Annotated in this window: 13 protein-coding genes; 8 read left to right on the top strand and 5 right to left on the bottom strand. The window is 62.0% G+C overall.

Annotation, left to right across the window (positions count from 1 at the left end):
- Positions 1-68: 68 nt before the first annotated feature.
- The 4 genes from LQ788_RS05230 to LQ788_RS05245 all read left to right on the top strand — a co-directional run bounded on the left by LQ788_RS05230 (position 69) and on the right by LQ788_RS05245 (position 2,500).
- Positions 69-224: a hypothetical protein gene (locus LQ788_RS05230; protein ID WP_096158366.1), complete on the top strand. Its 156-nt coding sequence runs from the start codon at positions 69-71 to the stop codon at positions 222-224.
- Positions 225-295: 71 nt separating this feature from the next.
- Positions 296-769, top strand: coding sequence for a RidA family protein (locus LQ788_RS05235; protein ID WP_096158367.1), 474 nt, complete (start codon positions 296-298; stop codon positions 767-769).
- Positions 759-1,736, top strand: a complete 978-nt coding sequence (locus LQ788_RS05240; RefSeq protein WP_231445734.1) for an NUDIX hydrolase — start codon at positions 759-761, stop codon at positions 1,734-1,736. The genes LQ788_RS05235 and LQ788_RS05240 overlap by 11 nt, the downstream gene beginning before the upstream one ends.
- Positions 1,733-2,500, top strand: a complete 768-nt coding sequence (locus LQ788_RS05245) for an MBL fold metallo-hydrolase (RefSeq protein ID WP_231445735.1) — start codon at positions 1,733-1,735, stop codon at positions 2,498-2,500. The genes LQ788_RS05240 and LQ788_RS05245 overlap by 4 nt, the downstream gene beginning before the upstream one ends.
- 115 nt (positions 2,501-2,615) lie before the next feature.
- On the opposite strand, the gene LQ788_RS05250 is transcribed toward LQ788_RS05245, so the two are convergent.
- Positions 2,616-3,293, bottom strand: a complete 678-nt coding sequence (locus LQ788_RS05250) for a Crp/Fnr family transcriptional regulator (protein ID WP_069599638.1) — start codon at positions 3,291-3,293, stop codon at positions 2,616-2,618.
- Between the two features lie 246 nt (positions 3,294-3,539).
- On the opposite strand from LQ788_RS05250, the gene nth reads away from it, so the two are divergent.
- The 3 genes from nth to LQ788_RS05265 are packed head-to-tail and all read left to right on the top strand — an operon-like array spanning position 3,540 to position 6,577.
- Positions 3,540-4,280, top strand: a complete 741-nt coding sequence (gene nth / locus LQ788_RS05255) for an endonuclease III (RefSeq protein ID WP_009883344.1) — start codon at positions 3,540-3,542, stop codon at positions 4,278-4,280.
- A complete protein-coding gene (locus LQ788_RS05260; RefSeq protein WP_231445736.1) occupies positions 4,277-5,053 on the top strand; it encodes an NUDIX hydrolase in 777 nt (258 codons plus the stop codon). Before nth ends, LQ788_RS05260 begins: the two co-directional genes overlap by 4 nt.
- Positions 5,054-5,110: 57 nt before the next feature.
- Entirely contained in the window at positions 5,111-6,577 is a 1,467-nt protein-coding gene (locus tag LQ788_RS05265; protein WP_231445737.1) for an HNH endonuclease, read from the top strand.
- Positions 6,578-6,633: 56 nt separating this feature from the next.
- Here the strand turns inward: LQ788_RS05265 and LQ788_RS05270 are convergent, their stop codons facing one another.
- Entirely contained in the window at positions 6,634-7,491 is an 858-nt protein-coding gene (locus tag LQ788_RS05270) for an ABC transporter permease (RefSeq protein WP_231445738.1), read from the bottom strand.
- 79 nt (positions 7,492-7,570) lie between these two features.
- Positions 7,571-8,536: an ABC transporter ATP-binding protein gene (locus LQ788_RS05275; RefSeq protein ID WP_231445739.1), complete on the bottom strand. Its 966-nt coding sequence runs from the start codon at positions 8,534-8,536 to the stop codon at positions 7,571-7,573.
- A 98-nt stretch (positions 8,537-8,634) separates the two neighbouring features.
- Here LQ788_RS05275 and LQ788_RS05280 point away from each other — a divergent pair, with 98 nt between their 5' ends.
- Positions 8,635-9,657, top strand: a complete 1,023-nt coding sequence (locus tag LQ788_RS05280) for a TetR family transcriptional regulator (protein ID WP_231445741.1) — start codon at positions 8,635-8,637, stop codon at positions 9,655-9,657.
- 83 nt (positions 9,658-9,740) lie between these two features.
- Here LQ788_RS05280 and LQ788_RS05285 read toward each other — a convergent pair whose 3' ends face one another.
- Both LQ788_RS05285 and acs read right to left on the bottom strand, forming a co-directional pair.
- On the bottom strand, positions 9,741-10,148 hold the full coding sequence (locus LQ788_RS05285; RefSeq protein ID WP_009883350.1) for a phage holin family protein: 408 nt from the start codon (positions 10,146-10,148) through the stop codon (positions 9,741-9,743).
- Positions 10,149-10,315: 167 nt separating this feature from the next.
- Positions 10,316-12,250, bottom strand: coding sequence for an acetate--CoA ligase (gene acs, locus LQ788_RS05290; RefSeq protein WP_231445743.1), 1,935 nt, complete (start codon positions 12,248-12,250; stop codon positions 10,316-10,318).
- Between the last annotated feature and the right edge of the window lie 98 nt (positions 12,251-12,348).

A 12,348-nucleotide genomic window follows, 5' to 3' on the forward strand; every position in this document is an offset into this window, starting at 1 on the left:
CGGTCCATGCAGACGCTCGTTCCGATGACGCATCGGGGACTCGGGCAGACAAAGACTCAAGGAGAATCATGACCAAGTGGGAATACGTCACCGTGCCGCTCATCGTCCACGCGACGAAGCAGATCCTCGACCAGTGGGGCGAAGACGGCTACGAACTCGTCCAGGTTGTCCCGGGCCCCGATAACAACGGACTCGTGGCTTACCTCAAGCGTCCCAAGGCCTGAATCAGCACAGCCTGAGCACCAGAACCTGAAGATCAGCCTGACCTGTCAACACCCCCGTCGAAGGAACCAACATGTCGAAGACCCTAGACCGCATTGCTGAACTCGGTCTCACCCTGCCAGATGTCGCCGCTCCTGCTGGCGTCTACGTCCCAGCACTGCGCACCGGCAACTACGTCTACACCTCCGGCCAACTGCCCGTCGTTGACGGAAAGCTGCCGGCGACGGGCCACATCGGCTCGGATGTCGATCTCGAGACCGGTTACGACCTGGCACGAACTGCAGGGCTCAATGCTCTCGCCGCGATCGCCGGCGTCATCGGCGATCTCGACAAGATAGTGCGTGTCGTCAAGGTCACCGGATTCGTCAACTCCGCTGATGACTTCACACAGCAGCCAGCCGTCATCAACGGCGTCTCCGAACTCTACGGCGAAATATTCGGCGACCGGGGCCAGCACACGCGCAGCGCGGTCGGCGTGAACACTCTTCCTCTCGGCACCCCCGTCGAGGTCGAGGTCGTCGTCGAGGTCGAGGACGATGCCGCTTAGCGGACGGACCCTGCCCGTCTCGTCGGAGCTGCGTTGGCTTTTGGACCAATGGCAGTCCGACGGGCGGTTCCCGGTTCCCGAAGCTCCCCGACCCGCCTCGGCGATCGTATTGATCAGGGACTCACTGGAAGGTGTGGAAACCTTCATCACTCGGCAGCTTGATGCCAGGGGAATCGAGGATCGCAACCGGCTGGCCTACCCGGTCAGCAACTTACGCCCCGGCGACCTGCGTAGCCTGCCTCTTGCCGGATGGAATTCAGCCCGCTGCGCGCGGACACTGAGCATCGACAATAAGTCACGGGCACTGCACCACTTCTCGGCCGCGGCCCGCATCTCATTCGCCGCTGCAGGCGTCCTGTTGGCCGAGGACGTCGACCGGGACATTGTGGCCACACCACAGACGGATTGGCGCGGAACACGGGCGCGACTGTTCTCCAGCGAGATCTCCTGGTCCCAGATCCTGCGCGAACGTGATCTCAGACTGCGACCGGATCTGTGCAAACCATGGCTGCGGTGGATCAACACAGCGACCCAGCTGCACCGCTTCGACACCACATTCTTCTTGGCCACAGTGCCGTTTGGACAGGACATCGACTTCCTGTCCCCGAACGAGACGTCCGGAGGATGGAAACGACCCCAGGAGATCCTCGCTGACGCAGGTGGGGATCCCGACCGGATCAGCGCGAGCACACGGCTGATCGCGGAGAGTCTGGTGGATGTGCCCAGCGTCGGAGCGGCCATGGCCCAGGTGCGTGACCTGCACCCGCTGCGGCCCGAGGTCACCAACGACGACGGCGAATGGCGTGTCGTCATCCATCCCGGACGCGACCTCTACCGCAAGGGCACCCTGCGCGACTATGCAGTAGCCGTCGGTGACGACGAGAACGACCAGAGCCCAGGGTTTCTGTCCCTGAGCGACGATGATGACAACGCCGAAACCGGCGAGGAGGAGACAGAGGACTCATGAGGATCCGCGCGAACAATCCGTCCCCGATGACGTTGACGGGCACCAACACCTACGTCATCAATTCGGCTGATGACACTTCGTCGGTGCTCATCGATCCCGGTCCTGAAATGGCCGAACACCGGGACAACTTCATGTCCGAGATCGGTGATCGAACGCTGACGGCCATCATCCTCACCCATCAGCACGCCGACCACTCGGAGATGCTCGGCAGTGTGGAGCAGTGGGCACCGGGCGTGCCTGTGTACTCAGTGCTTGAGAAATTCAGCCGTCTGACACCTCCTGTGATCGATGGTGACAGGATCGCATTCGGCACTGACACCACCGATGCCCTAGAAGTCGTAGCAACGCCAGGTCACACGATGGACAGCATCAGTCTCATCCATGATCACGTGCTCTACAGCGGCGACACGGTCCTGGGGGAGGGGACGACGATCGTCACCCACCCCGAAGGGTCTCTGCGCGACTACCTGGAGTCACTCGACCGTCTGCTGCGTCTGCTAGACGAGGGGCGCTATTCCACCATCGAGCCCGCACACGGTCCCAGCATCGAATCCCCGGCCCAAGTGCTCGAGTACTACCGCAGCCATCGCCTCGAACGCATCGAGCAGGTCAGAGCCGCCCTGGATCAGGGAGCAGCGAGCGCCACCGAAGTCTGCGACATCGTCTACCACGATGTCGACCCGAGCGTCCGCGGAGCAGCCGAACAGATCGTGCGGGCTCAGCTGAACTACCTCGGAGCCCTCGCCGAGGGCGACCAAGGGTGAGGCACTCCCTGTGAGGGCAGATATTTGAGGCAATACGAACGCCCAGGCACAGAGTGTGCCTGGGCGTTCGTATCACGTGCGCGTTTCAGTGGCTCGGCAGCCGCTGCGCAGTGGCTCAGCGGGCGCGGTTGCGCATGCGCTCCATGTCGAGGATGACGACAGAGCGAGCCTCGAGACGGATGAAGCCACGAGCTGCGAAGTCGGCCAGAGCCTTGTTCACGGTCTCACGCGAGGCACCGACGAGCTGCGCGAGCTCTTCCTGCGTCAGGTCGTGAGCAACGAGGACACCGTCGGGTGCCGGCTTCGAGAAGCGAGAGGCAAGGTCCAGCAGCGCCTTGGCAACACGACCGGGAACATCGGAGAACACGAGGTCACCAACGGTCTCGTTGGTCCGGCGCAGACGCTGAGCCAGAGCCTTGAGCAGGTTCATCGCCGCACGCGGGCGCTCATCGAGCCACGTCGTGAGATCCTCGTGCTTGAGGCTGAGCAGCTCGGACTGAGAGACAGCGGTGACGGAGGTCGAGCGTGGGCCCGGATCGAAGAGGCTGAGCTCACCGATGATCTCGCCCGGTCCGATGACCGAGAGCAGATTTTCGCGGCCGTCGGAGGACTCGCGGCCGATCTTGAGCTTGCCGCTGGAGACGATATAGAGTTCGTCGCCGGCATCGCCCTCGTGGAAAAGCACGGTTCCCCGACGGAGACTCCGCGGGTTCATGAACTTCATCAATGCGCTTGTCGCCTCATCGTCCAAACCTGCGAAGAGCGTGGCGCCCCGCACAACTTCAATATCCACTGTGTCCTCCTTGTCGTGGTAATCACAGATAAATCTACCTGGTCAACGGTGCTGATACCAGCAAAGGCGCCGGAGTTTGCGGCATTAGTGCAAAACAAGGGGTTTTGCTTGCGTTTCCTCCACCCTCGCCGAGGTGGGCCACGGTTGCGTATGGACGATCCCGTTCGCCGGGAAAGGGCACACCCACCTCGGCGATGTGAGGCACGCAACTGCGCAAATCAGGGGCACGGATTAGGATGGTGAGTCGTGTTGACGGTGGCAGAGAAGAGTGCGCGGAAGTTCGCGAAGGAAACCTCATTGGGCAAGACCCGACGGGCGAGGAAGATTCATCGCATCCTCGCCGAGGTGTACCCGAACGCGAAATGTGAACTCGACTTCGAGACCCCGTTCCAGCTCCTCATCGCGACCGTCCTATCTGCGCAGACCACTGACATCCGGGTCAACGCGGTGACGCCGGGACTGTTCTCTGTCTTCCCTGACGCGCACAGTCTGGCGGTGGCCAACCTCATCGAGGTCGAGGAGCTCATCCACTCGACGGGCTTCTATCGGGCGAAGGCCCGCAACATCGTCAAACTCGCGAACGAACTTGTCGACACCTACGACGGCGAGGTCCCCAACTCTTTGGACAGGCTCGTCAAGCTCGCCGGAGTCGGCCGCAAGACAGCGAACGTGGTGCTCGGAAACGCCTTCGACACCCCGGGCCTGACCGTGGACACGCACATGGGGCGCTTGGCGCGCAGACTCGGGTGGACCGAAGAGGACGACCCGGTCAAGGCCGAACATGAGATCGCGGCCCTATTCCCGAAGAAGGATCTCACTCTGCTCTCCCACAGGGTCATCTTCCACGGGCGACGCATCTGCCACTCGCGCAGGCCCGCCTGTGGAGCCTGCCCATTGATGGCTCTGTGTCCCTCGTTCGGGGTGGGAGAACTCGATCCGGAGAAGGCGCGGGCAATGTTGCGTTTTGAAATGGCGCCCCAGGCATGAGCGCCGACGCGAGTGAACATCGACAGGTAGGACCCAACTCGACTGGGCAGGCCCCAGTTCAGGCCGCAGATGTCCGTGAGGTCGTCCATGACCAGACGCTGCGGACTCAGCTGGAGAATCTGGCAGCGTCGAACGGTTCACCAGAGTGGCTGCGACGCTCGCCGGCACCGGACGATGATTCGGTGCGAGACGCGGCGGTTCTCATGCTCTTCGGCAGGGGAGGCCAGCCGCGCACGGACGCCGGTCGAGTCGAGTCATCACGCTTGGCAGATTTCGGTGTCGACGATGTTGACATCGTCTTGCTGCAACGGGCGAGCACACTGCGCAACCACCCAGGTCAAGTGGCGTTTCCCGGTGGCGGACGGGACCCGGAAGACGACTCCCTGGTCGCCGCAGCCCTGCGTGAAGCCCAGGAAGAAGCCGGGATCGTGCCCGCGACGGTCGACGTGCTCGGACAGATGGATCCGCTCTACATTCCTGTCAGTAGGTTCCAGGTCACTCCAGTCATCGGATACTGGGCCCAGCCCGGCGCAGTTCGGGTGATGGACAAATCGGAGTCCTACTCCGTCTACCGGGTCTCTGTTGCCGACCTGGTGGCACCTGCCAATCGGGGCACGTTCTCACGACCGGACCTGAAGATCACGACACCGGCCTTCGACGTCGGAGTTCTCAAGGTGTGGGGCTTCACCGCAGGCATCCTCGACTTTGCTCTCGACCATCTCGGCTGGGCCGGGGACTGGGACCGCGACGCACACATCGACATCGACTTCTGACCAGGGGGAACGCCTGCGAAGAATGTCGTGTCAGTAGCGAAAGCTAGCCTGATGGGTATGGAAGCACAGACGGTTCCCGAGGTGATCACCGAGATACATCGGTGGCACGAGGCGCTGTCGAATCTGCCTCCGGCCCTCAGCGAGGTCGAAGCCATCGACAGGATCACTGCGCTCGAGGAACTGACATCTGCCGCTGCTGCGGCCCAAGCCAGAGAAACCCTGACCTTCGACATGCGTCGACGCAATCGTGAAGCCGAGGAAGGCCTGACGAGCAAAAAGCAGGGCAAGGGCGTCGGCGCGGAGATCGCGCTGGCTCGCAAGGTGTCTCGGGCTCGCGGCAGCTCGCTGCTGAAGTTCTCGCGTTCTCTGCTCGTCGATCTGCCCCAGACCTATTCGGCCTTGAGGACCGGCAGCATCTCCGAAGAGAAGGCTCGAGCCGTTGCGAAGGAAACGGACTGGCTCCCCAGGGACAAACGTCGGCAGGTCGACGAACGCATGGCTGATCGCCTCGCCGAGGTGGGGGTCGGTCGGCTGGGCAACGAAGTCCGCGCCCTGGCACAGCAGGTCGATCAGCAGGCGGCCGTGGCACACCTTGAGAAATGCATCGAAGAGCGGGCAGTCTCAGTTCGTCCTGCACCAGGCAACATGGCATACCTCAGCGCGCTGCTGCCCATGCCTCAGGCGGTGGCCGTCTACGCAAACCTGAAGAAGTCGTCGGCTTCGCTCATCGGGACCGGAGAATCGGGCAGACGTACGCAGCCTCAGGTCATGGCTGACCTCCTCGTCGAACGGACCACGGGCCAGGAGTGCGCCGCAGCGGTGCCCACGGAGATCCACCTCGTGATGAACGATGACAGCCTGGTCGGGCCCGGAGATAATCCGGCGTGGCTTCCCGGAGTCGGACCGCTCCCCGCCGGAGCGGCACGAACGTTCGTAGCCGAGAATGAGGCAAGCGTGTTCCTGCGCAGGCTCTATACCCGCCCCGACGACGGCCAGCTGGTGCGCATGGATTCCCGCCGCCGTGAGTTCTCGGGACTGCTGCGACGCATGATCGTCATCCGTGATGATGTCTGCCGCTCACCATGGTGCGACGCGCAGATCAAACACGCCGACCATGCCACAGCCTACGCCGCTGGAGGCGACACCGATTGGGACAACGCCTCGGGACTGTGCGCCGCCTGCAACTTCGCCAAAGAGCTCAACGGCTGGAAGCACGTGGCGACTTCCGAGAAGCTGATCGTGAAGACGCCGACGGGCCACCGCTACGAGACGCGGACCAAACCCCTCGACTCCCGGGCAAGTGATGGCAAGTTCGAGGGTACTGCCGTATCCCACACCGACGCCGACACCATAGACAAGGGTGCAGCGAAGCCGCGCCGGCGATTGCAAGGAAACGACAAAGCCCACGGCCCGCCGCAGCCGAGTCGAACGGACGACAAGGTGATACCTGATCGCGGGGCAAGCATCGTCGAATATCTGTTCGGTGCGCGGTTCCGCACGTTCCTCTCCGCGAATTCGACTTGATGATTTCGGCTCGATGAATTTGTCGAGGCCGCGGAGCGATGTGTCGTGCCGTGAGGTTAACGGCGACCGACCTTTGCAGTGAACAGCCGTGAGGCCCAGATGGCTGCGAGTCCCAGAATCACCGCGCACCACCCGACCGCGAGCACACCGGAGCTGCCCATCTCGGTGCCGATCAGCAGGCTGCGCAATGCATCGATGATCGGCGTAATCGGCTGGTTGTCGGCAAAGACCGTCAGCCATCCTGGCATCGTCTCGACAGGCACAAAGGCGCTGGATACGTATGGCAGGAACAGCAGGATGAAGCCGTATCCATTGGCCGACTCGGCGGACTTCGATGCCAATCCGATGGCAGCGAAGAGGTAGGTGATAGCCAGGATGTACAGCGCAATGAGACCTATCGTCATCAGCCATTGACCCAGATCTGCTGTCGGTCGGAAGCCGATGAGCACCGCCACGGCGATGACGACTCCGGTGGCGAACAGATTCTTCAGGAGGCTCGCCACCACGTGGCCAGTGATGACTGCTGATGCCCTCATCGGCATCGCGCGCAATCGATCGACGAAACCAGAGGTCATGTCGTTCGCTACCGACAGCGAGGTCGAGGCGGCACCGAAGCCGGCGCAGGTGAGTACGATTCCGGGGACCACATAGTTGACGTAGTCACCTCCAGGATCGAGCGCACCGCCGAACACGAACGTGAACATGAGCATCAGGAGAACTGGCAGTGCAATAGCCATGAGCATTGATTCGACATCGCGGACTGCGTGGCGCAGGCTGCGCCCGATGAGGGCGACTTCTGCGCTGGTCCCCGGCGCTCGGCTGCGGGTTCTGACTCGGTGGTGCGGCTCGATGGGGGCCGAAGAAGGAGCTGGAGAGGCTTCATCGTTCGCAGCGGTGGTCCGGCGGTCGGTCATGATGGTCCAATCTCAGTTGTGGGGCGGTGGGCGGTGAAGATCTGTGATGGGTGAGGGAATCAGTGATCGGGTGTGGGATTCAGTGGTTGGGATTGTCATCGGTTGAGGTGAAGGCCAGAAAGACGTCGTCGAGGCTTGGGGTGCGGAGTGAGACGGAGGCCTCGGGGGAGGCGTCGAGGAGCGGAGTGAGCACTGCCGTGATCCCACGTACGGTTCCGTCTGTCGGTTCCTCTGCCACCGTCGAACCCTCCTCGTTGTGAATGGCGACGGTGTCCTCTCCGACTCGCGCCTTCAGCTGGGACGGCGTGCCCAGGCCAGTCAGCCGTCCTCGATCGAGCAGTCCGATCCGATCGGCTAAGGCATCGGCCTCTTCCAAATACTGTGTTGTCAGGAACACGGTGGTCCCTTCGCCGGACAGCCGTTCTATTTCGGCCCACAGCTCGCGACGAGAGCGGGTGTCCAGGCCCGTGGTCGGCTCATCAAGGATGAGTACGTCGACGGGCACGACGAGACTGAGGGCGAGGTCGAGTCTGCGTCGCATACCTCCCGAAAGCGTTCCCACCCGACGATCCATGAATGATTTCAAGCTCAGGCTGAAGGCGAGCTCTTCACTCCGTGCCTTCGCTGTGCGTCGGGAAAGGCCGGAGAGTCGACCGAGAAGGACGAGGTTTTCTGCAGTCGAAAGGTACGTGTCGACGGCGGCGTTCTGCCCGGTGAAAGCGAAGCGGCGCTTTGCCTCGGCAGGATCGGTGCCTACATCGACTCCCATGACGTGCACTGTTCCGGAATCCGTGTTCTCGAGCGTCGTGAGAATGTTGATGACCGTGGTTTTGCCAGCTCCGTTGGCTCCGAGCAGGGCGAAGACCTCGCCTCTATGCACGGAGAGGTTGAACTCCTGAAGAACGGTCTTGTGCCCGAATGACTTTGTCACCCCGGCGAAGGTGATCGCTTCAGCTGCACCGCCGACCTTCGCCTTGGCGGACACTGACGCGGGTTCCGGGGTCGGAGCTGGAGCTGAGGCCGATCCTGAGCCTGTGGAGTCCATGAGGTCTGCCTTTCGTCGAACTGAAATTACTGTGTACTCGTTAAACTGTATATGACAGTAACACGCAATATATGCCGTACACAATATAAGATGAGGAGATGGACAGTGAAGAACCGATTGAGCAGCTTCCGCGCGGAATCGCTTTGGCCTGGGGCGTGGCAGCAACGCCGCAGCGCGGGCCCAAGCGGGAGATGAGCGTTGAGAGAATCGTCGATGCTGCAATCGAGATCGCTGACCAGGAGGGCATCACCGCAGTGTCGATGTCTGCTGTGGCCAAACGTCTCGGATACACTCCGATGTCGCTGTACCGCTATGTCAGCGCTAAGGACGATCTGCTGCTGCTCATGCAGGAGGAGGCCACGGGTCTGCCACCTGAGATCAGTGGTGAGGGAGCTGAATGGCGAGCCAGGCTTGAGGAACTCTACGAGGCACAGACGGAGGTCTATCGCCGCAAGTCATGGCTGCTGACAATGCCGATCACCGGCAGTCCGATCACTCCGAACAGTTCCGCATGGCTCGAAGCCAGTCTCGAAGCGCTGGATGCGACGTCACTGACCGAGGATGAGAAGATGGCCGCGTCCTTGCTGGTGACCGGGGCCGCACGCTGGAGAGGATCCATTCTGGCCGGATATCAGCAGCAGGGGCGTGCGAAGGGCTTGAGTGACGCCGAGGTGTCCGAGCAGGAATCTCGCCTGTTCGACGCGGTCATCACAGTAGATGGCTACCCGTTCTTACGTCGGGCCATCGACGCTGGAGTGTTCACCTCGGAATCCGACCCATTCGTCTTCGGCTTCGAACGAGGGCTGGACGGACTTGCCGACTACATCGAGCTAGTTGGCCGTGCCCGCGCTGGGGAGGCGACCGATACTCAGGAAGACACCGAGGCGGCGGGCTCTGCTGGTGGGGCGCCAGGCTCTGCCGGTGAGGCGCCGGGGCCTGAGGGAGTCGCGGCTGGGGGGTCGGAGGATATTCCCGACGGCGACCCGACTGTCATGGCCGACAAGAAGTATCGCGACGCGCAGAAGGCGGTCAAGCAGGCGCAGAAAGTCCTCGCAGAGGCGCGAAAGCGCGAACGTCAGACTCTTCGCGAGGCCAAGGAGCGTGCCGCCAAACGGCGTTGATGGTGAATACACCGGTGGCGCCGGGCTGAGCCCGACGCCACCAGTGTTTGGAGCTATGCTGCTGTGCTTGGTTGCGAGATCTGTCAGTACCGAGGACCTGAAGGGTTCTTCACCGCGCGCTTGACCGAAGCGACCAGGGACTTGGCCGAACCGATCGCTGTGCCCGGAACCGGGTTGCCCTTCTTGAACAGAGGCAGGGCAATCAGCACGAGGATGATGGCAAGCACCGCGAGGATGCCGAAGACGATGAGGAAGCTTCCCCACCATGGCCAACCCAGGCCTTCGTGGAATGCGGCAGCGCCGGCGAAAATCACCATGAACGATGACAAGAACAGGAAGAACAGGGCGACGACGGCAAGCGCCGAACCGATGCCCAAGTTCTTCGCACCAGCGGTGGCCTCTGCCTTGGCCAGCGCAATTTCTTCCTCGGCGATCGCTTTGGAATCGTCGCCGATGCCTTTGATCAGTTCGCTGATCGACCTCTCAGCCATGAGTGCTCCTATCGACAAAAACTTGGACAATCTTTCTTAAGAGTAGTCTGAACGTGCCTGGTGACCAAAGTAATACGGTCAGTAAAATGAGAAAAACCCGCCAGATGAATCTCGAACGCCTCACTTGGAGCATCCGTTCTCACCGGCGGGTTCGTCTCAGTGCAGGATCAGGACTTCGCCACTGATTCCTCGATCAGGTCCATGACCGAAGCGTCGGCCAGGGTTGAGGAGTCACCCACCTTGCGGTGTTCGGCAACGTCCTTGAGCAGACGACGCATGATCTTGCCCGATCGGGTCTTCGGTAGTTCGGACACGATGTGGACCTTCTTCGGCTTCGCGATCGGTCCGATGTCCTTGCCGACGTGCTGGCGCAGCAGCTCAGATGTCTCCGGAGAGTCCTCAACATCGTTGCCCACGATGACGAAGGCCACGACGGCCTGACCGGACGTATCGTCGGCGGCACCGACGACAGCCGCCTCGGCGACATAGGGGTGGGCAACCAAGGACGACTCAATCTCGGCCGTCGACAGGCGGTGCCCGGACACGTTCATCACGTCATCGACGCGGCCGAGGAACCAGATGTCGGCATCCTCATCGCGCCTTGCGCCATCTCCTGCGAAGTAGGTGTTCTCGAACCGTGACCAGTACGTTTCCTTGAACCGCTCCGGATCGTTCCAGATTCCGCGCAGCATGGACGGCCATGGCTGGCGAATGACGAGGAGTCCGCCTTCGGGGCCCGCCGGACTGTTTCCCTCATCGTCGACGACGTCAACGGAAATGCCGGGGATCGGACGCTGTGAGGAGCCGGGCTTCGTCGACATGACGCCGGGAAGCGGAGCGATCATGTGCGCGCCGGTCTCGGTCTGCCACCACGTGTCGACGATGGGGCAGCGCTCACCGCCGATGACGCGGTGGTACCAGCGCCAAGCCTCGGGGTTGATCGGCTCGCCGACGCTGCCGAGCAGACGCAGGCTGGAGAGATCGTATTTGGCCGGAATCTCCTCGCCCCACTTCATGAACGTGCGGATTGCCGTCGGCGCGGCGTAGAGGATCGTGGCCTTGTACTTCTCGATGATCTCCCACCAGCGACCCTGGTGGGGAGTGTCAGGCGTGCCCTCATACACAATCTGAGTGACGCCTGCGGCCAGCGGACCATACGTGACGTAGGAGTGTCCGGTGACCCAGCCGACGTCAGCAGTGCACCAGAAGACATCGGACTCAGGCTTGATGTCGAAGACGGCCTTCATCGAATACAGAACCTGGGTCAGGTAGCCGCCCGAGGTATGCAGAATGCCCTTCGGCTTACCGGTCGTGCCTGAGGTGTAGAGAATGAAGAGAGGATTCTCGGAATCGAAGAATTCGCATTCGTGCTCGGAGCTCGCCTGATCAACGGTTTCATGCCACCACTGATCGCGCCCCTCGACCATCTCGACGTCCTGCCCGGTGCGGCGCACGACAAGCACGGTTTCGACGGGGGTGTCCCCATGCGACAGGGCCTCGTCGACGGCGGGTTTGAGACTGGTGGCCTTGGTGCGGCGGTAGCTGCCGTCTGCGGTGATGACCACTCGTGCATCGGCATCGATGATGCGTGAGCGCAGAGCATCGGCGGAGAAGCCGCCGAAGACGACAGAATGGGCGGCGCCGAGGCGGGCACAGGCCAACATCGAAATCATCGCTTCGGGGACCATGGGCAGGTAGATCGCCACCCGGTCGCCGGCCTTGATGCCGAGTTCGGTGAGTACGTTGGCTGTCTTGGACACCTCGGCGAGAAGTTCTGCGTAGGTGAAGGAGCGGGAGTCGCCGGGTTCCCCCTCGAAGTTGATGGCAACGCGATCGCCATTGCCAGCGAGAACATGGCGGTCGAGGCAGTTGTAGGCCACGTTGAGTTTGCCGCCGATGAACCATTTTGCGAAGGGTGGGTCAGTCCAGTCGAGAACTTCGCCGAAGTCTTCCTTCCAGTCGACGAGGTCTCGAGACTGCTCGGCCCAGAAGCTCAGGTAGTCGGCATCGGCCCGGTCGTATTCGTCGGCCTTGACGTTGGCGGCAGCAACGAACTCTTCAGGCGGGGCAAAGGTTTCGGTTTCTGCTGTGCTGTCGGTCATTTTTCCCTCCGGCTTCTTTGATGGATCGAAAATTCTAGTTGCACTGTATACCCGAGACGGGGGCTTAGGTCACCGTCGTCCGTTCGATGAGCGGTGGT

The organism is Brevibacterium zhoupengii (genome assembly GCF_021117425.1).
In the GTDB taxonomy this organism is placed as follows: Bacteria; Actinomycetota; Actinomycetes; order Actinomycetales; family Brevibacteriaceae; genus Brevibacterium; species Brevibacterium zhoupengii.

Coding starts and splice junctions, on each gene's coding strand:
- LQ788_RS05230 (WP_096158366.1), top strand. CDS start 69: ATGACCAAGTGGGAATACGTCACCGTGCCGCTCATCGTCCACGCGACG.
- LQ788_RS05235 (WP_096158367.1), top strand. CDS start 296: ATGTCGAAGACCCTAGACCGCATTGCTGAACTCGGTCTCACCCTGCCA.
- LQ788_RS05240 (WP_231445734.1), top strand. CDS start 759: ATGCCGCTTAGCGGACGGACCCTGCCCGTCTCGTCGGAGCTGCGTTGG.
- LQ788_RS05245 (WP_231445735.1), top strand. CDS start 1,733: ATGAGGATCCGCGCGAACAATCCGTCCCCGATGACGTTGACGGGCACC.
- LQ788_RS05260 (WP_231445736.1), top strand. CDS start 4,277: ATGAGCGCCGACGCGAGTGAACATCGACAGGTAGGACCCAACTCGACT.
- LQ788_RS05265 (WP_231445737.1), top strand. CDS start 5,111: ATGGAAGCACAGACGGTTCCCGAGGTGATCACCGAGATACATCGGTGG.
- LQ788_RS05270 (WP_231445738.1), bottom strand. CDS start 7,491: ATGACCGACCGCCGGACCACCGCTGCGAACGATGAAGCCTCTCCAGCT.
- LQ788_RS05275 (WP_231445739.1), bottom strand. CDS start 8,536: ATGGACTCCACAGGCTCAGGATCGGCCTCAGCTCCAGCTCCGACCCCG.
- LQ788_RS05280 (WP_231445741.1), top strand. CDS start 8,635: ATGGACAGTGAAGAACCGATTGAGCAGCTTCCGCGCGGAATCGCTTTG.
- LQ788_RS05285 (WP_009883350.1), bottom strand. CDS start 10,148: ATGGCTGAGAGGTCGATCAGCGAACTGATCAAAGGCATCGGCGACGAT.
- acs (WP_231445743.1), bottom strand. CDS start 12,250: ATGACCGACAGCACAGCAGAAACCGAAACCTTTGCCCCGCCTGAAGAG.